At 64.1% G+C, this 23,003-nt stretch carries 15 protein-coding genes and 1 tRNA gene; 5 read left to right on the top strand and 11 right to left on the bottom strand.

Annotated features, from left to right (window positions below; genetic code table 11):
- Positions 1-4 precede the first annotated feature (4 nt).
- From A3AI_RS0126265 to A3AI_RS0126280, 4 genes are read right to left on the bottom strand one after another with little or no spacing between them, the layout of a single operon-like run.
- Complete coding sequence (locus A3AI_RS0126265; protein ID WP_024518451.1) at positions 5-1,204, bottom strand: M24 family metallopeptidase; 1,200 nt, start codon at positions 1,202-1,204, stop codon at positions 5-7.
- Between the two features lie 40 nt (positions 1,205-1,244).
- Entirely contained in the window at positions 1,245-2,705 is a 1,461-nt protein-coding gene (locus tag A3AI_RS0126270) for an MFS transporter (RefSeq protein ID WP_024518452.1), read from the bottom strand.
- Positions 2,706-2,733: 28 nt separating this feature from the next.
- Positions 2,734-3,513, bottom strand: a complete 780-nt coding sequence (locus A3AI_RS43445) for an alpha/beta fold hydrolase (protein ID WP_024518453.1) — start codon at positions 3,511-3,513, stop codon at positions 2,734-2,736.
- Positions 3,514-3,515: 2 nt separating this feature from the next.
- On the bottom strand, positions 3,516-5,138 hold the full coding sequence (locus A3AI_RS0126280; RefSeq protein WP_024518454.1) for an FAD-dependent monooxygenase: 1,623 nt from the start codon (positions 5,136-5,138) through the stop codon (positions 3,516-3,518).
- Between the two features lie 112 nt (positions 5,139-5,250).
- On the opposite strand from A3AI_RS0126280, the gene A3AI_RS45445 reads away from it, so the two are divergent.
- Positions 5,251-6,162 (top strand): LysR family transcriptional regulator, encoded by a 912-nt coding sequence (locus tag A3AI_RS45445; protein WP_051382495.1) that lies wholly within the window; start codon positions 5,251-5,253, stop codon positions 6,160-6,162.
- Between the two features lie 32 nt (positions 6,163-6,194).
- On the opposite strand, the gene A3AI_RS0126290 is transcribed toward A3AI_RS45445, so the two are convergent.
- From A3AI_RS0126290 to A3AI_RS0126300, 3 genes are all read right to left on the bottom strand, one after another.
- Positions 6,195-6,920: a 4'-phosphopantetheinyl transferase family protein gene (locus A3AI_RS0126290; RefSeq protein WP_024518456.1), complete on the bottom strand. Its 726-nt coding sequence runs from the start codon at positions 6,918-6,920 to the stop codon at positions 6,195-6,197.
- Between the two features lie 216 nt (positions 6,921-7,136).
- The gene (locus A3AI_RS47945) at positions 7,137-7,325 is read right to left on the bottom strand and encodes a hypothetical protein (RefSeq protein ID WP_198030210.1); all 189 of its coding nucleotides are present in this window, start codon (positions 7,323-7,325) and stop codon (positions 7,137-7,139) included.
- Positions 7,326-7,439: 114 nt separating this feature from the next.
- Positions 7,440-13,898: a non-ribosomal peptide synthetase gene (locus A3AI_RS0126300; RefSeq protein ID WP_024518457.1), complete on the bottom strand. Its 6,459-nt coding sequence runs from the start codon at positions 13,896-13,898 to the stop codon at positions 7,440-7,442.
- Between the two features lie 161 nt (positions 13,899-14,059).
- On the opposite strand from A3AI_RS0126300, the gene A3AI_RS0126310 reads away from it, so the two are divergent.
- Both A3AI_RS0126310 and A3AI_RS0126315 read left to right on the top strand, forming a co-directional pair.
- The gene (locus A3AI_RS0126310; protein WP_024518458.1) at positions 14,060-17,512 is read left to right on the top strand and encodes an ATP-binding protein; all 3,453 of its coding nucleotides are present in this window, start codon (positions 14,060-14,062) and stop codon (positions 17,510-17,512) included.
- Positions 17,505-18,320, top strand: coding sequence for a protein-L-isoaspartate O-methyltransferase family protein (locus A3AI_RS0126315; protein WP_024518459.1), 816 nt, complete (start codon positions 17,505-17,507; stop codon positions 18,318-18,320). Before A3AI_RS0126310 ends, A3AI_RS0126315 begins: the two co-directional genes overlap by 8 nt.
- Before the next feature lie 6 nt (positions 18,321-18,326).
- On the opposite strand, the gene A3AI_RS0126320 is transcribed toward A3AI_RS0126315, so the two are convergent.
- Positions 18,327-19,358: an alpha/beta fold hydrolase gene (locus A3AI_RS0126320; RefSeq protein WP_502685767.1), complete on the bottom strand. Its 1,032-nt coding sequence runs from the start codon at positions 19,356-19,358 to the stop codon at positions 18,327-18,329.
- A 392-nt stretch (positions 19,359-19,750) separates the two neighbouring features.
- The gene (locus A3AI_RS0126325; RefSeq protein WP_349509698.1) at positions 19,751-20,047 is read right to left on the bottom strand and encodes a hypothetical protein; all 297 of its coding nucleotides are present in this window, start codon (positions 20,045-20,047) and stop codon (positions 19,751-19,753) included.
- A gap of 62 nt (positions 20,048-20,109) precedes the next feature.
- On the opposite strand from A3AI_RS0126325, the gene A3AI_RS50295 reads away from it, so the two are divergent.
- Entirely contained in the window at positions 20,110-20,535 is a 426-nt protein-coding gene (locus A3AI_RS50295; RefSeq protein ID WP_156927954.1) for a hypothetical protein, read from the top strand.
- A gap of 79 nt (positions 20,536-20,614) precedes the next feature.
- On the opposite strand, the gene A3AI_RS0126335 is transcribed toward A3AI_RS50295, so the two are convergent.
- Both A3AI_RS0126335 and A3AI_RS0126340 read right to left on the bottom strand, forming a co-directional pair.
- Positions 20,615-20,824: a cold-shock protein gene (locus A3AI_RS0126335; protein ID WP_024518463.1), complete on the bottom strand. Its 210-nt coding sequence runs from the start codon at positions 20,822-20,824 to the stop codon at positions 20,615-20,617.
- A 257-nt stretch (positions 20,825-21,081) separates the two neighbouring features.
- Positions 21,082-21,158: transfer RNA gene (locus A3AI_RS0126340), tRNA-Met, on the bottom strand.
- A 306-nt stretch (positions 21,159-21,464) separates the two neighbouring features.
- Between A3AI_RS0126340 and A3AI_RS0126345 the strand changes: the two genes are divergently transcribed.
- Entirely contained in the window at positions 21,465-22,898 is a 1,434-nt protein-coding gene (locus A3AI_RS0126345) for a coniferyl aldehyde dehydrogenase (protein WP_024518464.1), read from the top strand.
- Positions 22,899-23,003 lie beyond the last annotated feature (105 nt).

Below are 23,003 nucleotides of genomic sequence, written 5' to 3' on the forward strand. Positions count from 1 at the left end.
CTGCTCAACGCAGCGCCGTGCCGCCAACATTCCACCCGCGACCGCCTTCGCCGAAAATCTCGTGGCCGGTTGCGGTCACCGCGACCGTGTCCTCGAGCTTGATGAAGCCGCGCTTGGGATGCTTCATCGTGGTCTCGACCGAGATCACCATGCCGGGCTCCAGTGGGCGGTCGGCATCGGCTGCGTCGTAGCGCACAGGGCCAGAGGCGGTCAGCCGCGGCGCCTCGTGGCTGACAAGGCCCATGCCATGGGCGAGGAACTCGGTGTTGTCGCGCTGGCTGGTCTCCTTCAGCGCGCGTTCGGCGGCGGTGTAGATCACCCCGCCCATGGCGCCCGGCTTGATCACCGCAAAGGCCGCGCGCTGCACGGCTTCGATCTCGGCGAGCAGATCCTTCAACTCCGCATCCGGCTCGCCCAGCACCGCCATGCGGGCGAGGTCGCCGATATAGCCGTGGTAGTTGCCGCCGGAATCGAGCGAGAGCACGTCGCCCTTTTCCCAGCGCTGCTCCGATGGCGCACGATTGTGGCTCGCGCCTGATGCCAGCAGACAATATTCGAAGGTGAGCCCGCGCTTCACCTCCGCCACCCGCAGTGCATCGAACAGCTGTCGCTTGGTGGTGCCGGGGCCGTGATGGGCAATCACGTCGAGCATGGATTCGATCACGAGATCGGAGGCGGTGCGCAGCTTTGCCAATTCGGCCGGCGTCTTCACCGCGCGCAGCCGCTCCAGCGCGAACAGCGCATCCTTGATCTCGCTATTCGGGAAAGCGTCCTGCAACGCCTTGGCCGCATCCATCGGCAGGAAGGCCATCTCGACGCCGATGCGTTTTGCGGGAACGCCGCTTGCACGGATCATCTGCGCGGCGGTCGTGATCGCATCGACAGAGCCATGGCCGGAGGTGCGAAGCTCCGGCACCCAGGGCCGCACCACCTCGCGCTGATGCGTTTCCAGCCGGTGGCCGATATAGCCCGCCTTGTCGGGCGCGCCCTTGGCATAAACCACGACCGGCAGATAGCGGCTGATGCCGAGCGCATCCATGTAATCGAAGAAAATCGCGCGCTCGACGTCGAGCATGTATTGGACATTGTGCTTAGAGGTGACGAGCAGCACGTCGAGACCGGCCTCCTCCATCAGCCTGTCCAGCTTGTTGGTGTCGAAAGGGATGGCACGGGAGGCCGCTCGAGTCTGGACGCTGTCCTGCATGATGCACTTCCTTGTTTGTTGTGTGCGCTTGAGGCGAAGCCTAAGACGGCGTCGGGCGCGCCGCAACGCCCTCCGCGTCGCGGCCAAGATGAACGGCAACTGTCCCCGCGTTTTCAGCGGGTTGCGGAACCTCCAACGCGAGTGGCCGGCCATGGGTTTCGACGCCAAGGAAGGTGAAGGCGAGCCCGATCGCGAGCCCGCAGCCCGCAAGGAACAGGAAGGCCGGCGTCACGGCGTCGATGGTGGCCTTGGGCGTGATCAGGTTCGAGGTGCCGGCGATCAGTGCGAGACACAGCGGCCCGGCGATCTTGCCGACGCCATTGGCAGCCTGAGCGAGCCCCACACCGCGCGCGCTCAGGCGAACCGGGAAGATTTCAGCCGAATAAGGCGCGATGTTGGAGAAGCCGCCGTCGAAGAACAGCGCCGCCGGGACCAGCAGCACCACGAAAGCAGGATAGCCGAACAACGTCCGATCGAAGAACAGTCCCGCAGCCCCGAGCGATAGCGCGATGCCATAGCCCATGATCTCGCCACAACGCCGCCGCCCGATCCGCTGGGCCAGCACAGAGAAAACGGCGCGCCCGATCATGCCGGTGAGCGAGACGATAACGAACAAATGAGCGACATCGACCGGCGAGACGCCCATCAGCAGCGCGACGATGGTGGGGCCCCAGAGGAACACGCCATAATTCGCCGTGCTGGCACCGAACCAGACGATCAGCGTCAGCCAGACCCTCCGGGGCTCCTGCAGCAGTTCGGAGAACCCCGCGCCTTGCGGCCTGGCGAGGGCCTCAACCGAAGGCGGCCGCGGCAGTGTCTCGGGCGCGACGCGCAGGGCTCGCGCGACGATGCGGCGGGCATCCGCGTCGCGCCCCCGCGAAACCAGCCAGCGCACGGATTCGGGCATGATCAATGCGATCAACAGCGCCGGCACCAGTGGCAGGAAGCCGAGCGCAGCAAGCCCACGCCAACCGATAGAGTGGAGCATGGTCGCGGCCGACAATGATGCGGCGAGGATGCCGAGTGAGACCGGAATCACGGTGGCACTGGTGACGAGGGTGCGATGCCGCGTCGGCGTATATTCGACGATCAGAGGCACCGCGACGGAGGCGGCGGCGCCAACGCCAAAGCCGACAAAGAAGCGAAGCGTCGCGAAGATGATCCAGCCGCCGTCGGGAATGAACGAGACGGAGCCGGCACTCAGCGCGCACAGCGTGACGCCCGCAACCAAGAGCGCCTTGCGGCCGAAGCGGTCGGCCAGCGCACCCCATGCCAACGATCCCAGGATCGCGCCGACGCCGGCGCTGAGCAGAATCAGCGAGGTCTGCCCGAAGGTCAGCTGCCATTGCGGCGCCAGCACCGCGACGAGGAAGCCGACGACATAATAGTCGAAATAGTCGAAGACACTGGTCGAGATGGCGAGCGCGATGCTGGTCCAGTAACGGGCATCGAGCCGCGCGCCATCATAGGCTGTGACGAGATCCTCCCTCACCTCCGCCATGGTCGTTCTCCTCCATGATATGTTTTCGTTATTTGCTTTGCAGAAAGGCGATCACTTCGGCCGCCACCGCGGCCGGATCCTGAATCGTGCCGACATGGGCGACGCCGTGGATGACAGCGGCGCGGGAGCCTGGAATCTCGCTTGCTAGCGACAGTGTATGCGCGGGCGGAATCAGGCGATCCTCGCTTCCCGCCAGCACCAGCGTGGGCGCCTTGATGGCGCCGAGCGAAACCTCGATCGGCTGCGCCAATACCGCGCCGCGGCGCTCCCGTTGTCCGGCATCGCGCGTGTTGCGGGTGAAGATCGACAGCGCTTCAGGATGGGCCGCGATATAGCTCGGCGTGAAAAAATATTCGGCAAAGGCCGGCAAGGTTTCCGGCAGGCCGGCACGCAGTGCGGCAAACCTCGGAAAGCCTTCCGGATTGATCGAGGCTACCGACATGCCGACGCGGAAAGTCGAGGCGAGCACCAGACGATCGATACGTGCAGGATGGCGAACCGCAGCCACTTGCGCGATCGCGCCGCCGAACGAGGTGCCGAACAGATGGGCGCGCGCAAAGCCAAGCGCTGCGATCAGCGCGGCGGCATCGTCGGCGAGCTCGCCGAAGCCGTAAGGAACATGCGGATTGCGCGTGCCGCCGGAATCGCGCTGGTCGCAGGCAATCACGGTGAAATGCTTCGCGAGCAAAGTACCGAAAGCATGGAACATCGAATGATCGGCTTCCGCACCATGCAGCAGGAACAGCGGCGGGCCCTCGCCGCTGCGCTTGAGGCTGACCGAGGTGCCGTTGGCTTCGATTCTCTCCATGGCTAGTGCAACACGGCTTGCAAGGCGCCGGCGAGTTCGCGCGCGGGATCCTGCGGGATATAGGGCATGCGCCAGGCGACATGGCCGTCGGGACGAACCAGCACGGCGCCGCGCAACCCCATCTGGATGCCGTCGAATGGATTCGCGTTGGGCAGTTGCTGCAGGCCGAGCGGGATGCCGAGCTTTACGGACACGCCGCGGCCGGCCTCCAGCCATTCGCCGCCGAGCGGCCCGGTCACGACCGTGAACTCCTTGTCGAACCAGTCCAGCGTCGAGCGCTTGCGCGCCATGTCGAGCCAGACATGCGGGAAGCGTCCACCCGGGCGGTCGGAGGGGAAATAGGTCCGCGTCAAATGCCCGCCGCGCGGCGTGCCGTCGGGGATCACCGCGCCCTCCTCATAGGAGAAGCCGAGGGCCTGGCCGATCGAATGCAGATGGTTGTCGAGGTCGTTGACCCAGAAGCGGATGCGGTCCTCATTGCCCGAGCGCACGGCATCGTCGAGGCGGCGGAAGCGGATCATGTTGCCGTAGCTGAAATCCGCGTTGGATTGCGCGACAGGACGGCGCTCGACGTCGTAGCTCTCGAGCAGCTTTTCCGAGGCAAGCCCGCGCAGCACATAGACCAGCTTCCAGGCGAGGTTGTGCGCGTCCTGCACGCCGGAGTTCAGGCCGAAGCCGCCGGTGGGCGGAAAGCGATGCGCGGCATCGCCGACCACGAACACGCGGTTCTTGCGGAATTGCGCGGCCACCTGCTTGCTCATCCGCCAGATCGAGCGGTTGAGCAGTGTCACCTCGAGGTCAGGCACGCCGGCATGGGTGCGGATGATCTCCACCGTCTCAGCATCCGTCCACGGCCGCGGCCGGTCGTCCTTCTCCTCGCCGATCTGCATCACCGACAGCCAGCGATCGCGGCCATTGGTATTGAGAATGCCCGCCCTTCGCGGCATGCCCGGCTTGTCGCTGTAGACCTGATAGCCCGCGGCTTCGCGCGTGATCGGAAAGCGCGAGAGATCGCCGCGCCAATATTCGTTCAGCATCACCGCGAGCGTCGAAGGCCCCACCATCTCGATGCCGGCATTGCGTCGGGTCTGGCTGCCAGCGCCGTCGCAGGCGAGCAGATACTTAGCGTGCCAGTGCTCACTGCGGCCACTTTCCACAGACCGGATCTCGCAGACGACACCGTCCTCGACCTCCTCGAAGCCCATGAATTCGGTCGAGAAGTGCACCTGCACCAGGTTGGAATGCTCGATGACCTTGTAGATCTCCTCCTCGACCGCATCCTGTGCGACCAGCGATTTCCAGGCCGGCGTCTGGCCGAGGTTGGGCTCGGGACGAGAACGGCTGATCTCACGGCCGGCGATACTCTCCACCTGAACGAACATGTCGGAGGAATCCTGCAGGCCGCGGTCGCGGATCGCCTGCTCGATGCCCCATTGGCGAAAGATCTCCATGGTACGGACCCAGCAGCCGCGCGATTTCGGATGGTCCGTCGTGGTCGGGCTCTTCTCGACAATGATGGCGTCGATGCCGAAGCGGTCGAGCAAGAGCCCCATCGCGAGGCCAACCGGACCGCCGCCGACAATCATGATGGATGTCCGGCGCGGTGCCTCCGCAGGCGTACCCATGGGCGTCTCCTTCCCCGTATGATCTTGATTGGCGGCAAGGATGCGCTCTTTTTGACATCTCACAAGAATATGTTTGATATGCTTCCGATCTCGTTCCGAGATGGAGGCGAAGATGGACTTGCGTCAGCTTCGTTATTTCATCGGCGTGGCCGAGCGCGGCGGCTTCGGCGCGGCGGCCAGCGCACTGAACATCGCGCAGTCCGCGCTCAGCCGTCACATCAAGGAGCTGGAATATGAGCTCGGCGGCGCGCTTCTCACGCGGACCGCGCGCGGCGTCGCGGTGACGGAGTCGGGCAAGGTGCTGCTCGAGCGTGGGCGCTGGTTGCTCGGTATGGTCGACGACATCAAGGCCGAAGTGCGCACGGAGAACCGCGAGCCGAGCGGCACGGTGCGGCTGGGTGCGCCATCGAGTCTCGCCGAGATTTTCTATCCGCCGCTTGCCCGGCTTGTCGTCGAGCGTTTCCCGCGCGTAAACCTCGAACTCAGCGAGGGGTTGACGGAATCGGCCAGTGACCGGTTGCTGCGGGGCCAGCTCGATCTCGCGATGATCACGGCGCCGCAACCGAACGATCACCTCGACTATGAAACGCTGGTGGTCGAGCAGGTCTTCCTGATCGGTCCGGCGCGAGATCCCCGGCTGGAGCGCGGCAGGCTCACGCTTGCCCAGTTCAAAGCGTTGCCGCGCGCCGTGCTGCCCCTCAGCCGCACCCCGTTTCCGCCGGAAGTTCCCAGTCGACTACGTGTCGACAGTTCGACCTCCATGAAACGCATGGTGGCTTCGGGACTCGGCTATGCGCTATTGCCCTTTTCCGCGATCTATCATGAAGTCGAGGCTGGGCAGCTTTCGGCCGTGCCGCTGTCATGGATGCAGGCCGAGCGCGTACTGGCCTTGCCGCGCGGACGCCCCATCAGTCGAGCCACGCGCGAGACGGTAGCGCTGTTGAAGGAGATTTGCGGCAACCTGATCCGCGACGGAGTTGTTCGGACCGCGCAACGCACACGCGCGCGCAGGACGACGGGCTGATCGGTGCCGGCGTGCAACCGGGCCTGAAGATATCACGGTGTCGGCACCGGCCATGGCCGCATCACGATCGGCAATCCACCGGGAATTCCGCTGCCGTCGGCGATTGCAAGGCGATGCCGGGTCGATGGCGAGAGCCTGGTAAAGTGCCAGCGCTGCGGATCGTCATCGATTTCGTCCGTGAAGCTGATGGCGATTTTGTTGTCTGCAAGACTGATCGCAAACTGGTCGAGCGGGAGCTGCAAGCCGATGCCCATCGCCTTGATATAAGCTTCCTTCAGGGTCCAGTAATCGAAGAAGCGCTCGAACAGCTGATCCGGCGCAAGCCCGCGCAAAGCTTCGACCTCATCGGGAGCAAATGCGTGCTCCGCGATCTCCGGGATCGAGCCGCGCGGTTCCATTCGCTCGACGTCCAGGCCAACCGCCTCGACACGCGAGATCGCACAAGCCACACAGCCCTCGGTGTGGGACAGGCTGAAATAGATCGGCCTCGCGATACCGGGCGCGGCAACGAAGGGCCTGCCATGCGGCCCGACCACAAAGGACCAATCAGCGGGCGCGACCGCAGGCTCTGAATTCGACAGCGCAACGCGTAACAGCCCGTGCGCGAACGTGTAGAGGCGCTGGTGGCGCTCATGCACAAAACACCCGGCGCGATGTCGTTCTTCAGCGGAGAGGAGCATCCGGCAGGATTCAAGAGCCTGTTCGGTGTCGATGGCCGCGATCAGGCCGACATAGAGCTCGATGCCTTCGCCTGCCATGCAGCTCTTGCCCAACACACCGCCAGAAGACATTGCAGCGAGACATTTGAGGAACATTGCCGACCTGCGGCAGTCTACCTGCACGCGATAACCGGCAATGCCGGCTGGTCCGTTCGGGCGAACCGCCGGCATTGTCCCGTTGGCATCGATTCCGGCGCACGATTCAAATGCATACGCGCGTAACCGACAAGCGTTCGCAAGTAAGCTCGCGATAGCTTACTTCTTCTTGCTCTTCTTCTTTTTCGGCTTCTTCTTCAGGGCAGAAAGAGCCTTGTTGGCATCGCGCAACGCGTCCTGCAGCTCCTTCTTTTGCTTCCGCAGCAATTCCGTCAGCGCTTTCCTCTCGTCGTCGGACAGACCGCTGAAATCGATATACTTGGCATAGCCCATAGTATGACCCCGCATTTAAATGCGCGTGTGGACGAAAGTGGCAATTATGTTGCTCGTTATGAGCGAAGAATCAAGTCCGCAAGCGGTGTTCAAACAACCGATGTGGTCCACCACCCTTACGCGAGACAATCAGGCCGCTTTGCGGCCGAGCAGCCGCGCCAGGGGCATGTCGGGATGCGCGGCCGCGCTTGAAAGGATCGCAGCATAACTTTCCATCCATTGCATGATGGCTCGCTCGCCAAACGACTCGCTCTTATAGACGCATGAGCCAGTTATGCCGGACCGCCGCTCCTTCAACATCAGCGACAGCCAGGTCTGGTCGATCGGCAGCACCGGCTGTCCTTCCCGATGAACACGACCGAACGACCGTACCGTAACATCGGACAGCTTGAGCGGCTGACGCAACGGATTTTGCAGCGTGAAATAGACCTGGATCAGGAATGCGGGATCGATACTCTCCTCCTCGGCCAAGCGTGCAACAAGGATGTTGAAGGGAAGCTGCTGCCGCGCATGCGCTTCCAGCACGCTCCTTCGTACGCGGGCAAAGGCCTCCACGAAGGAGAGCTCCGGTTTCAATTCGGTGCGAACGATCACCGTGTTCTCGAACGGTCCGATCACGCGTTCCATGTCGGTGGGGGTGCGGTTGGCCATGGCAGTGGCAACGCAAAGATCGGTGCGGCCGGTGCGCAGCAACAACAGCACTTTCAGGCCGGTCAGAAGGCCCATGAACAGCGTGCCGTTCTGTCCTGCGCTGAACCTGGTCAACCGGGTGACCAGGCCATTTTGCAGCTCAAGCGGCTGATGCGCGGTCGGCGTGCCCAGACCGGGCCTGCGACGGCTAGCCGTCTCGCCAAAAACTGGCGCAACGCCGCGCAGATTCTCTCGCCAATAGGCAAGCTGCAACGCTGCCTCGTCCGTGCCGCACCACTGGCGCTGCCAGCGCGCAAAATCCGAGAAGGGGCGCGCCGCCACGACCGGCGGCCGTGACCGGCGCCCTCTCAAAGAGGAATAGGCTTTCGCTATCTCCTCGAACAACAGGCCGATCGACCAGCCGTCGGCAACGGCATGATGGAAGGTCAGGAGCAGCAGATGGTCGGCCGATGAGAGGCGCAGCAAGCGGGCGCGAAGCAACGGCGCGCGCGAGGGATCGATCGGCTCCCACGCCTCCTGCTCAGCGAAAAGCTTCGCCCGCTTCAGGTTCAGCCGCCTGACACGCTCGTCCGCGCCCGCATCCATGTCGATCACTTCGAGCAAGGGACCGACGGCGCCACGCGCCGCGACGCGGGCAACCACTGCCTCACCCTCCAAATCGAACGCCGTGCGCAGCGCCTCATGCCGCCGGACGACCTGGACCAGAGCCTTTTTCAATGCCGCGAGGTCGAGCGGCCCCTCCAGCCGCAGGGCAAAGGGCAGGTTGAACTGCGGCAGGCCGGGAAGTTCGCGCTCGGCGCCCATCATCTGGTCCTGAGTGAAGGACGGCAGGCCGGGCCCGGCTTCCGTTAGGCCTCTGATGTCCAGCGACGGCGCGAGCGTGCGCATCGCGAGCGCCGCATCGATGCGCCTTGCCAGCCGCTCCACCGTCGGCGCCTCGAAGATGGTCTTGATCGGGAGCGACACGCCGAACGCACGCGCGATGCGGCCCATGACCTGGCCGGCAAGCAGCGAATGTCCCCCGAGATCGAAGAAATTGTCGCTGGGACCGACGCGCCGAAGGCTGAGCAGATCGCTCCAGATCCGGGACAACGTCTGCTCGGTCGCATGCCGCGCCAGTACGCTCGTGGCCACTCCGCTCTCTTCAGCCGCCGGCCGCGATGGCGCCTGCAGCGCCGACCGGTCGACTTTGCCATGGGCGTTGAGCGGCAGCCGATCAAGGAACAGGAAGGCGGCAGGAATCGCATGCACCGGCAGCCGGATCTTAAGGAAATCGCGCAAGCCGGCGGCATTGGGAGATCTCGCGGCGTTGGCCACGACATAGGCAACAAGCCGTGCCTCGCCGCTTGCATCGCGGCGCAACTCCGCAATGGCCTCGCGCACATCCGGATGATCGAGCAGGACGTGCTCGATCTCCTTGAGCTCGATCCGGTAGCCGCGGATCTTCACCTGCTGGTCGGCGCGGCCCAGGCATTCCAGTATCCCGTCCGCACGCCAGCGCGCGAGATCGCCGGTGCGGTATAGCCGCGCCTCGGCGCGGGCCGAGAACGGATCGGGCAGAAAGCGCGCCCTGGTCAGCGCGGGATCATTGAGATAGCAGCGGGCCACACCGGCGCCGCCGATATAGAGTTCGCCGATTGCCCCGGTCGGTACCGGCTGGAGATGTTGATCGAGGACATAGGCATTAGTGTTGGGCAGAGGGCGGCCGACGGGCACTGTGGCGGTCGCGAGCGATGCAGCGGTGATGCGGTGCAGCGACACATCGTCCGAGCACTCCGAGGCGCCATAGGCGTTGATCAGCGGCACGGACGGGAAACGCCCGAACCAGGCACGGCAGAGATCAGCGGTAAGCGGTTCGCCGGTCGAGATCAGCAGCCTGAGCCGCGAGAACGCCTGCTGTATCGGCTTCTCATCGGCGCGCTCAACAACGACACGCAACAGGGACGGAACGATCTGCAGCACCGTCACGCCTTCGCGCATGATTTCGCGCGCCAGCAGCAGCGGGTCCCGCACGATGGCATCCGCGCAGATATGAACACGGGCGCCGACCATGGGTCCGGCGAGGAACTGCCACATCGAGATGACAAAACTCTGCGGCGCGGTCTGTGCGATGACGTCGTGCCGCGACAGATCGAGCTCGGCAATCATGGATGCAAGATGGTTGGCGAGCCCACGCTGCTCGATCATCACGCCTTTCGGAGTGCCCGATGAGCCCGAGGTATGGATGACGTAGGCCAAGCTGGATGGAGCGCGGCGTACCGGCGCGGTTCGCTTTGGCGGCACCTTTGCGGCGACATCCTCGAGCTTGACGGTCAGCATGCGCGGTGCGGCGGCGGGGGCCGCGGATCGAACCTCTCGCAGTTTCCTCGCGCAGCTTCTCGCCACCACGATCACGCACGGATCGCTTGACTCCAGCATGCTTGCAAGCCGCGCCGAGGCTTGAGCGGGATCGAGCGAGACAAAGGCCGCGCCGATACGTTGCACGGCAATCATCGCAGCAAGCAGGTCGGCGCTCCGCTCCACGAGCAGGGCGACGACCATCTCCGCGCCGACGCCAAGGCGCGATAGCACGTGCGCAATGGCGCGGCTGCGGCGGTCGAGCCTGCTGTAGCTTAGCCGCTGCCGTGCTCCGGAGACCGCGACCGCCCTCGGCGCGCGCTTCACCTGTCGCGTGAAGCTGCCCGAAAAATTGCCGCGCCTCGCGGTATCGGTCGCAGCACCGTTCCAACCGGTAACAAGCCGGTGCCGCTCCGCCGCCGGCAGCATGGCCAGGCGCGAAATCCGCTCTTGCGGGTCCGCCGTGATGCTCCTCAGGAGCACCTCGAACTGCGCCGCCATCCGCACGATGGTGGAAGCCTCGAACAGGTCGGTTGCGTACTCGAAGAAGCCGTGGAATTCGCCGTCGATCTCCGTAAGCTCCAGCGTGATATCGAAGCGTGAAATCCGCTGATCGATCTCCATTCGCGCAACCGACAATCCCGGAAAATCGGCCGCCTCGATCGAGGCGTTCTGCAGGACGAACATCACCTGGAACAGCGGCGTGGCATTGCGGCTGCGCGCGACCTGCAGCGAACGCAAAATCTCCTCGATCGGCAGATCCTGGTTGCGATACGCTTCCAGCGTGACCTGACGCACCCGCCGCAAGACTTCCGCGAAGCCGGGCTCGCCTGACAGCTCGGTGCGTAACACGATGGTGTTGGCGAACAACCCGATCAGCCGCTCGGCCTCGATCCGGTTGCGGTTCGCGATCAGCGAGCCCACGGCGAGATCTTCATGCCCGGTCAGGCGGTACAACAGGCACTGAAACGCTGCGAGCAGCGTCATGAACGGGGTGACGCTCTGCGATTGGCTGAGGGACCGGATAGCGGCCGACAGCGCGCGCGAAATCCTGAGGTCGTGCCGTGCACCGCGGCCGCTCCAGACGTCAGGGCGCGGCCGGTCGCTGCGCAGCGGCAAGGTGGTGACGCCGTCGAGCTTCCAGCGCCAGTAGCTCAGCTGCTCCTTTGCGGCTTCCGTTTGCGCCCAGCCATGCTGCCAGGCTGCAAAGTCGCGATACTGGTAAGGCGACTGCGGCAACGCCGCAGGTTGTCCCGCGCGGATCGCCGTATAATGCGCCGCGAGCTCCTGCCAGAACAGGCGCTGCGACCAGCCATCGGTCGCAAGATGATGAATGACGACGATCAGGGCATGGTCGGTTTTGCCGAAATCGAGCAGTACGACGCGAAGCGGCGGCTCGCTCTCGAGCCTGAAGGCGTGGTGCGCAAGCCGCATCGCCTCGCGCCGGATCAGGCCTGCACGGCTGACGCGCGCGCAGGACCTTGCGTCCACGCGTTCGAGCTGCGGCGCCGTCGGGTGTGCGGTCTGGACCAGCTCGCCCTGCGCTTCTGCGAATGTCGCACGCAAAATATCATGCCGCGCGCACACTGCGTCGAGACTCGCCTGCAGGGCAACAACATCGAGTGGGCCGGACAGGCGCGCCACTTCGAGAATATTGTAGTTGTATTCGGTCGGATCGAGCGCGGAGAGGAGATACATGCGCTGCTGCTGGAACGACAGCGGCGCATGGGCCTCGCGCGCTTCCGCACTCCGCCAGAGCGGTGCGCCCTCGCCGCGGCGCTGGGCTGCGGATTGCAGCCGGTCGGCAAGGGCAGCGACTGTCGGCGCGTCGAACACGTCGCCGAACGACAGATGAACGCCAAGCTGGCCGCGCAGTCGCGACAGCATCTGGGTCACAACAAGGGAATCCGCGCCGAGCGCAAAGACGTCCTGGTCGACACCGATCCGCGGAATCTCCAGCAGCTTCGCCCACAGGCCGGTGAGAAACGACTCCAGCTCCGAGCGCGGCCGGCGGAGTTGCGCGTCATCATCGCCGCCTGCGATCAGGCCGGCCAGCTCGCCACGCTTGATCTTGCCGCTGGCACCTTTCGGGATCTCCGGCACGATGCGGATCAGGCTCGGCACCTTGTAGGCGGCCAGACGCTGGCGCACGAATTGCCGAAGCTCGGACGCGCTCGCCGCACGGTTCGGGCGCAAGGTGACGACGGCGGCAACGTTTTCGCCGAGCTTCTTGTGCGGGATTGCAAAGGCACCAGCCTCCAGCACATCGGCGTGGCTCAGCAGCACCTCTTCCACTTCCGACGGCGAGACCTTCTGACCGCCGCGGTTGATGACATCCTTGATGCGGCCGACGATGAAGAGATAGCCGTCGGCGTCGAGATAGCCGAGGTCGCCGGTCCGGAACCAGCCGTCACCGAACGCCGCATTCGTCGCTTCGGGGTCGTTGTAATAGCCCCTGGTCATCGTGGGGCCGCGCAGCACGATCTCGCCGTGCTCGCCGATCGGCACCATCTGTCCTTCGCCGTCATGGATCGCGATCTCGGGACCTGCGGCACGGCCGACTGAACCTGTCTTGCGTAGCTCGCGCGGATTGGCCGCGATCTGCGAGGCGCCTTCGGTCATGCCGTAGGTCTCGATGACGGGAACGCCGAACAGTCTTTCCAACCCTTCGAGCGTGGCCGGCGCGAGAGATGCGGAGGCCGAGCGGATCAGGCGCAAGCTGGTTTGGGGCGCAGGGCCGTCTTTCGCGGCCGACAAAAGCGCACGGTGGATGGTCGGCACCGCGGTGTACCAGGTCGGGCCAAACTCCTTCAGCCAGCCGAAGAAAGACACGGCATCGAAGCCGGAGGTGAGGATCACGCTCGATCCGGCGGCAAGCGCGGTGAGCAGTCCCGAGATCAGGCCGTGGGCATGGAACAGCGGAAGAACGTTGAGCAGACGGTCTTCCGCTACCAGCGACAGCACCGCACCGGCGTTGTAGGCCGAAAGGCAGACGCTCGCCTGCGTCAGTGGCACCATCTTCGGGCGCGCCGCCGTGCCCGAAGTCAACAGAATGAAGGCGTCGTCGTCCCGCCCCGACGGGCCCTGCGTGACCCCAGGCCCAACGGCTGGGCCAACCAGCTCGAAGGCGCCAAGGCCTTCGCTCGCGCGCGGCAGGAGGTCTATGACCGCGATGCCGAGTTCGCGCGCCACCTCGCGGCTTGCCGATTTCATGTCGGCACGGATGACCAGCGCGGCGAGCTTGAGATCGGCGAAGTACCGCTTCAGCTCGTCAGCCGTATAGTCGGGATTGACCGGTACACAGGTCGCGGCCGCTGCCACCGCAAGCAGCGCGAGCCCGTGTTCCGCTCCGCGGGGCATCACCACTGCGACCCGATCGGCCGCGGCAATACCGAACCGGCGCAGCTGCGCAACCGTTCCGAAGGTCCGCTGAGCCAGCTCGGCATAGGCCAGGGGCGCATGGCCGGGCGCCAGCACTGCAACCTTACCGGGAGCCGTGGTGGCATGGAAATCCACAAGATTTGCGATGCAGGAATAGATTTGGCTGCCGGCGCCCTTGCCAGACGACCCCAGCAGCGATGAAGTTGCAACGTCCGACAATCGCTTGCCTTTTTTGCTTGGGGTTTGATTGGGGTAGACTATTCTTCTAGAACTTGACGAAGGCGTCCAGTGCGAGGTGAGGCGAGGTCCCCATATCCATGGCCAATGTTTCTTGGCCCGGGCCTTGCAGCCTCCGATGGCAGACAGTCGGACGGATCACCATGCTGGAGAATGAGCCTCGCGCTCAGACGGAAAGCGGCTTGAAACAGTGGCTCGAGGACAATGGTCTCGGCCAATATGCTGATCTTTTCCAGCAACATCGCATCGATCTCGACGTCATCCCTGACCTGACCGAGCAGGATCTTGCCGAGCTTGGGCTGGTGCTCGGCGACCGCAAGCGCCTGCAGCGCGCCATCGCAACGCTGCCGCGATCGACGGCCGCCGAGCAGCCGGAAGCCGGCGGCGCCGAGCGCAGCGGGACCGGCGCCGAACGGCGCCAGATCACCGCGATGTTTTGCGACATGGTCGGCTCGACTTCGCTGTCGGAGAAGTTCGACCCCGAAGACGTGCGCGACATGATCGCGAGCTTCAGGGAGAACTGCGTTCGCGTGGTGCGGCATTACGAGGGCTTTGCCGCCCGTTATGTCGGTGACGGCATTTTGATTTATTTCGGCTATCCAATCGCGCATGAGGACGATGCGGAGCGCGCGGTGCGCGCCGGCCTCGACATCGCCCAGGTCCTGTCGACCGCCACGACCAGCGAGAGCGGCGGCAACCATGCAGCGGCCGTCCGCATCGGCATCGCCACAGGTCTCGCGGTGGTCGGCGATCTCATTGGGCAGGGCACGGAGGAGCGCGATTCCGCGGTCGGCGAGACGCTGAACCTCGCCGCGCGGCTGCAGGGGCTCGCCGCGCCCAACGGCGTCGTCATTGCCGCCTCGACGCAATCCCTGCTGCGCGGAAAGTTCGATTACCTCGATCTCGGCGCGCAGGCTCTGAAGGGAATCACCGGCAAGGTCCCGGCCTGGCAGGTGGTACGGCCCTCACGGGCGGAAACGCGCTTTGCCGCTGTCACCGGCTCCCGGCTGACGCCGCTCGTCAACCGCACCGAGGAGATGGCGCTGCTGCTGGGACGCTGGCTGCAGGCCAAGGACGGCAGGGGCCAGGTCGTGGTGCTCTCGGGAGAACCGGGCATCGGCAAATCCCGTATCGTCCAGGAGCTGCGCGAGCGAATGAATGGCGGCCCGCACCGCCGGGTCTCGTTCCAGTGCTCGCCCTACTACACCTCGACCGCCTTTCATCCTTTCATCGAGCAGCTCAAGCTCGCGCTGGAGCTCGACCGCGAAAACTCGCCGGCGCACGCGCTTGCCAGTCTTGAAGCTGCGATTGCGGCGGCGGGCGGCGACGTGCAGGAGGCAACACCGGTTCTCGCCGCGCTGCTGTCGATCCCGACCGGCGACCGTCACAAGCCGATCGAGCTGTCGCCGCAGCAGCAGAAGGACGCAACCGTTGCCGCACTCGTCAACCACCTCGTCGGATTGGCGCGCGAGCAGCCGCTCCTGATCGCGTTCGAGGATGCGCACTGGATTGATCCGAGCTCGCGCGAGGTGCTGGATCTGCTGGTGGAGAAGATCCAGGACGCACCCGTCTTGGTCATCGCCACCGGCCGCGCGGAGTTTCAGCCGAGCTGGAAGGCGCATTCGCACATCACCATCCTGGTGCTGAACCGCTTGAGCCCGCATCTGCGCACGACCCTGGTCGAGCGCGTCGCTGGCAGCCGTGAGCTGCCGAAGGAGGTGGTGGACGACATCATCGTCAAGACCGACGGCGTGCCGCTGTTCGTCGAGGAATTGACCAAGGCCGTGCTGGAATCTGACGTGCTGAAGGAGAGTCATGGCCGCTACGTGCTGTCCGGCCCGTGGCGGCAGCTCGCGATCCCGGCAACGCTGACCGATTCACTGATGGCTCGCCTCGACCGGATGGGCCCGTTCAAGCGGATCGCGCAGATCGGCGCCACTATCGGCCGCGAATTCTCCTACGAAATTCTTTGCGCGGTGGCGAACCTGCCGGAGACACAGATCGAGGCGGCGCTCAGCCATCTCGAGGATGCCGGCCTGATCGTCCGGTTTGGTTTCCCGCCGGACGCACTCTACTCCTTCAGGCATGTCATGATCCAGAACGCGGCGCATGACAGCCTGCTCAACAGCGAAAGACGCAGGCTGCACGCGCAGATCGCGCAGGTGCTGGCCGAGATGTATCCGGAAAAAGCCGAGCGCGAGCCGGAGCTTCTCGCCTATCACCTGACCGAATCGGGCCACGGCGAGCCGGCCGCCCGGCTCTGGCTCAAGGCCGGCAAGCAGGCCGGCATCGCCGGCGCCAATCTGGAGGCGATCGGCCATCTACGCCGCGGCCTCGACGTGGTGCAGGGGCATACCCGCATGCAGGATCGCGAGCAGATGGAGCTTGAGCTGCGCATCTCGCTCGGCACCGCGCTGATTGCGGCCAAGGGCTATCCCGCGCAGGAGGTCGACGAGAATTACACGCGGGCTGTCGAGCTTGGCCGCCAGAGTGGCGACGAGCAAAGGGTGTTTACGGCGACCCGCGGCCTATGGGTCAGCCACTTCATTCGCGGCGACCTTACCCGCGCCCATGATCTGAGCGTCGACCTCATGAAGTTCGCAAGGCGCGTGCGCGGGATCAGCACCGAGCAGACGGTCTATCTCACCGAGGCCCATCGCTCCATTGCCATGACGACGCTATATCGCGGCCGCTTCCTGGTCGCTCATCATCATCTGCAGCGCTGCGTCGGCCTCTACAAGCCTGAGCTGCACAGCGGGCTGATGGAACGCACTGGCATCGATCCCAGCGTCGTCTCGCTCTCCTATCTCGGCTATGTGCTGTGGTTCCTCGGCTGCCCCGATACCGCGCGGCAGCACAGCGAGCAGGCGATCGCCAATGCCGGGCAGATCCGGCACCCGTTCACGCGCGCCTTTGCGCTCGTCTTCGGCGCCTATCTTTGCCAGCATCTGCGCGACGTCGAGGGCACGCGGGATTATGCCAACGAGGCCATGATCATCGCGTCCGAGCATGGCTTTCTCCACTGGAAGCACCAGGCGACAATCCTGCACGGCTGGGCGCTCGCCGAACTCGGCGCGATCGACGAGGGGCTGAGCCAGATGCGCGCCGGGCTGGAAGGCTACGAGGCGATGGATTCCTGGCTCGCCTGCTGCTGGTTCAGGAGCCTGCTCGCCAGCGCCTATGCCAAGGCCGGCTTGCCGGACGCAGCGCTGCGCGCGCTGGACGGTGCCGCAGCGGTCGCAAGACGGACCGGCGATCATTTCTTCCTGGCCGAGCTCACCCGCATGCAGGGCGAGATCATCTTCAGCGAGGGGGGACGGACATCGGCGACCGAAGCCGAGAACCTGTTCCTGAAATCGCTTGATATCGCGCAGGAGCAGAATGCGCTGTCATGGGAATTGCGCACAGCCACAAGCCTCGCACGGCTCTGGCAGGCCGTCGGCCGGCGCGCGCAGGCGGCCGACCTGCTGCTGCCGACGCTGCACCAGTTCAGCGAAGGCCTATCCACACCGGATATGCGCGAAGCGATCCAACTCGCGCACAAGCTGGACTCGACGCTGCCTGAGACCGCCGGCGGACTGCTTAGGCATGACTGATCTTGACGCCGCGCGGCGGCGCTATGTCGAAACGATAAAGAAGCGAGAACGCATTACATCCGCGCCGCTGTTGCAGGCGCTCGCCGCCGTTCCACGTGAGCGCTTCCTTGGGCCCGGCCCCTGGCGCATCAGGAAGGGCGGCGGACAGGCCTACCGGCTGACGGCAAGTGCGGATCCGATCCGTCTCTATGACGACGTACTGGTCGCGATCGACGCGCGCCGCAGGCTCGACACCGGACTGCCGAGTCTGTGGGCGCATCTCATCGACGTTCTCGATGTTGCAGAAGGCGCGCGTGTCGTGCAGATCGGTTGCGGGCTCGGCTATTTCACGGCGATCCTGGCAGAGATCGCGGGTCCGAAGGGGGCGGTGCTGGCGCTGGAATGCGACAAAGAGCTTGCCGCGCGTGCAAGAGCGAACCTGCGCGACTACAAGAATGTCGACGTCGTCCGCGCCGACGCAACCCGCAAGATCGAAAGCCGGGCCGACTTCATCATCGCCCACGCCGGCTTCTCTTCCCCTGCCCCGCTTTGGATCAAGTCGCTCCGCCCCAATGGCCGCCTGCTGCTGCCGCTGACGGGCAAGGACCGCGAAGGCACCGTCATCAGGATTACACGACACGGCAGTGTTTTCGAGGCTGACGCGATCAGGCGCATCAAGATCTTCCCGGGCCAGGGCCGCGGCACCAGCGCGCTGGAGGCCCGTGTCACCGACTGGTGGGAGCGCGCGCTTGCACTCGGCCCGCTGACGTTCCGCACCATTGAGAACGGGCTGCCGTCGGACCGGGCACCGGGTGGCGGCAGCCGCTGAACTGCCTCAGGCGGACGCTGCGCGAGGTGCCATTTTTGCAAGCTCCTCGCTTGACAGCCACTTGGCGATACGCGGCCAGGCCGTGGAGAGTGTCCTGGCACCCATGAAAAGGCCGAGATGCGTCGATTCGACAATCTCGCGCGCGATCAATGCGGGTGGCGTCCCAAGCAGGGACGCCGTCGCCAGGGCTTGGGCCTGCGGCACGATCTCGTCGCTACTGCCGGCGAGCAGGAACACCGGGGCGGTCAGCCTTGCAAGCCGCAGCTCCCGGCCAAGCGCAACAAATCTCCCGTTCGCCAGCCGGTTTTCTCGAAAAATTTTCTCGACCGTCTCGAGATAGAACTCGCCGGGCAGATCGAGCGTGTCAGCATGCCAGCGCGCGAAGCGTTCGCGCAGGCCTTGCGCGTCGGCATCGTCGCCGAGGCTCCGCTGCAGCGCGATCTCCATATCCGGGTTCGAGCGCCAGAGGCCTATGAGATCGGCGCCGCGCGCCAAGCCGCCGCCACTCGTCACCACCGCCTCGAACGCACCTGTCGCAGCACGCGCGACCATATCCGACAACTCGGACTCGACGGAGACATCAACCGGCGCGCCGACCAGCACCAGCCGCCGCACCTTCTCGGGAAAGCGCGTGGCATAAAGCAGCGACATCCAGCCGCCCTGGCAGAGACCGATCAGGTCGAGCGGCGGCCCGATCTCGTCAATCGCGACGTTGAGATCGGCCAGATAATTGTCGATCGCAAGATAGCGCATGTCGGATGACGCCGAACGCCAGTCAGTGAGGAAAAGCCGATCCACGCCGCCGCGCTGCAACGCCTCGACAACGCTGTGGTTGCGTGCGAAATCGGCGATCAGCGCACGATGCAGCGCGTAGGGCGCACAGATGAGCGCCGGAGTTCCGTCCTCCTCGCGCGAAAAATCACGCAGGGAGAAGGTCGCAAGTTCCAGGGCGACCCTGTTGGACGTGGTCCAGGCCAGGTGCGATGCATCGCGCTGTGCCAGCGGATCGCGATCCATCCACCAGAGGCAAGCATTCATCGTCATCCGCGTCGCCGCAAACGGCCACAGCAAGGGATCATCGGGCCAGGAAAAGGGCCCGGCCGACGCGTCTCCTGGTCTGCTCTGCTCCGAAGGAAAATCCCGCTCTCGTGCCACGCGCAACTCCATGGCCGTCGCCCAGCATGCGGAACCTTAACCCGCTTCGGCGCCTGATTGCTCCCGCAATCACTATCACAAATGAAAAGCCCGCCATATGGCGGGCTCTCCAGAATTAGGTCCCCCTGCTCAACGGTTTTCGATCTTCGCGGCGACGATGATCAAAGAGCTGGTCAAAACACGGCAAAGGCGGCCCACCATCGCTCCTCGGCCTGCTTTGAGGCGGGTCGCGACTTCCGGCAAAGGAACCGTGCTTGCAAGCCGAGCCATATCTATCAGTGTAGAATCTTCTTCCAGACGATGACCACACCGGTCGGTTCGGGCGCATGCGTGGTCAGATGGGTGAGCGCTTCATCGCTCCAGTCCGCAAGGCTTATCACCTCTCCGGCCTGAACTTCCATCTTGGGCCGCTCGATTGCCTCCAATACATTGAGACCCTTGGCATCGAGAAAGAACGTGTGGTCTCCGAATAGACTGCTGAACTCGTCAACTGCCGGATGATCGTCGGGAAGAACTTTGGCGTCCATTTGCTGCAAGGTTTGTTCTATCTGCGATGAATTCAGTCTCATCATCTTCTCCTGCTCTGATCGACAGAGTCTGAACCCGCTTTTCCTCCGAACGCTAGATTCACATAGTGCCTGATCTCGCCCTCTTCAACCGAGGCCACAAAGATAGGCCAAGCGATGCATCAAAGCGCATTCGTGGCAATTGTCAGATCAAGCGACGGCACGAAAGCGACAGGCAGATGATCGGCACCTCGGCCGTCACCGCAGCCATGAACAAAGCGGCAAGGATTTTCGCCCTATCTCGAAACCTTCTTTTTTCGGCCGGTCCTGAACGCAGTCGCGCCCATTGCTCCAGCTCTCGCTTCGCCGGCCTCTTTGGCTTCCCTCAGTGCGCGGAGACGTTCCATGTTCTTACGAGCCGCAACGGCGTCTCGCTCGATATCTGCCATCGCTCGCGCACCTTCTTCCAAGGCGACACGTCGCCGCTCGGCCCGCGCGATACTTTCGGGAGAGGGTTCAGCAGATTTTTTGTCGGCCATCACTTGTCCCAATAAAAAAGCAAAACCCGCTCGATCTCGGGATCGAGCGGGCCGTGCCATCATTTCATTACAGCCGTGAAACGGCGCGACAGGCTCAAGCCAGCGACAGATTTTCCGCGCTCACTTTGCCGCGCATCTTGTCGGCCTTGATTTCATAGTTGACCTTCTGGCCCTCGGCGAGGCCGGAGAGCCCAGCCCTCTCAACGGCGCTGATGTGCACGAACACATCGTTTCCACCGTCGTTAGGCTGGATAAAGCCAAAACCCTTCTGGCCATTGAACCACTTCACTGTGCCTGTTGGCATTCATTTCTCCAAAGAGCAAACGGCGTGACCATTCACGCGATTAATTCAACCGGACGAAATGTCTTTTGGGAAATAGCCCGCAGGCGCATTCAAAAAGGCACGGCGGCTAATCGAACAACACTTACATATAGGCCCGCACCGGGGAATACAAGTGAGGCGGCGTGCTGTGTAGCCTTAAGGATTCCTCTAGCGTGCGCCAAAAAAAGCCGCCCGGAAGGGGCGGCTTTCTAAAAACCTCTTGAAACCAGAGGACCGTTTGGTTGCGGGGATAGGATTTGAACCTATGACCTTCAGGTTATGAGCCTGACGAGCTACCGGGCTGCTCCACCCCGCGATAAACTGCTGCAATTGCCTTTTGTCGGGAAGCCGGGGACGAGAGCGGCCACGCGATAGCCGCGCCGATCGATCCCATGAGCTTCCTGAGAAGGCGACCCCATCAGGCCTTGCCCGTGGGGTGCGGCCGGTATGTATCAACGAGGAACTGGTTTGGAAAGGGTTTTGGCCGGTCTTTTTTCGATTTTATGACAGGCTAAATGTCCCAAAACGAGGCGAAGAAGGCCTGCCCTTGCCAGAAGTTCCGCAAAAGAGGAGGCTCGCGCAATAAACTTTGGCGTCCATTGGAGACCGGGAGGGAAACGCCATGGATCAGACCCTGAACGGCCCGGCGCTGCGCGCGCTGGACGATGCCTTCCATGCCATGCTCGACAAGTCGCGCATTGAGCCAACGGCCCCGCTGGAAGTCCGCTGCGACCGGCTGGCGCGGCTGCGCAGGGTCATTTCCGACAACGAGGCCCGGCTCACCCAGGCGATCTCGGCCGATTTCGGCAACCGCTCGGCGACCGAGACCCTGTTCGCCGAGATCCTGTTCGTGCTGAACGAGATCAAGCACGCCACAAAACACCTGAAGAGATGGATGGCGCCGCAGCGCGTCGTCACTGCGCTGCAATTCCTGCCGGCCAAGAACCGGCTGATCCCGCAGCCGCTCGGCGTAGTCGGCGTGATCGCACCATGGAACTATCCGTTGCAGCTGACACTGGCACCCGCCATCGGCGCGATCGCGGCGGGCAATCGCGTGATGGTCAAGCCGAGCGAACTGACCCCGCATTTCGCTGCGCTCCTCAAGGAATTGATTGCCGCGAAATTCGCGGCCGACGAACTGATCGTCACCGGCATCGAGGAGGAGGTGGCAAAAGCCTTTGCCGGGCTACCCTTCGACCATCTCGTTTTCACCGGTTCGACCCGGGTCGGCCGACTGGTCGCGGAAGCCGCGGGACGCAATCTCACGCCCGTCACGCTCGAACTCGGCGGCAAGTCGCCGGCGATCGTCGACCGCACCGCCGACATCGATGAAGCCGCCGAGCGTATCGCCTATGGCAAGCTGCTCAATGCGGGGCAGACCTGCATCGCACCGGACTATGCGCTGGTGCCGGAGGACTCTTTGCAGGGTTTCGCGGAAAAAGTGCGCGGCCATATGCGCCGTATGTTCGGCACCGAGCCCGCCAACAATGACTACACGTCCATCATCTCCGACCGCCATTACGCGCGACTCGAGGGGCTGATGAGCGACGCCGCCGCCAAGGGCGCGAAAATCCTGCAGGCGGCGAAGGCCGACGACCCGAACTGGAAGGCCGCGCGCAAATTCCCGCCGACGCTTGTCATTGGCGCCGGCCCGGATATGACCATCATGCAGGAGGAGATCTTCGGTCCCCTGTTGCCGGTGCTGCCCTATCGCGATCGCAGCGAGCCGATCGCCTATGTCAACGCGCATGACCGGCCGCTCGCCCTCTACTGGTTCGGCCGCGACCGCGCCGCGCGCGACGAGGTGCTTGCACGCACCATTTCCGGCGGCGTCACCGTCAACGACTGCCTGTTCCACTTCACGCAGATCAATCAGCCGATGGGTGGCGTCGGCCCGTCGGGAAGCGGCGCCTATCATGGCGAGTGGGGCTTTCGCACCTTCAGCAAGCTCAAGCCGGTGTTCTATCGCTCGGCGCTGAACCGGCTCGCCGATCTCTATCCGCCCTATGGCGCCAGGATCGCGCGGCTGGAGAAGCTGATGCGGTTCATGTCATAGTTGAAAGAGCACAGTCATTCCGGGGCGATGCGCCAGCATCGAGCCCGGAGTCTCGAGATTTCCGGGTTCGCCTCTTCGAGGCGCCCCGGAATGACGTGCCAAGAC

It is taken from the genome of Bradyrhizobium sp. Tv2a-2 (assembly GCF_000472425.1).
In the GTDB taxonomy this organism is placed as follows: domain Bacteria; phylum Pseudomonadota; class Alphaproteobacteria; order Rhizobiales; family Xanthobacteraceae; genus Bradyrhizobium.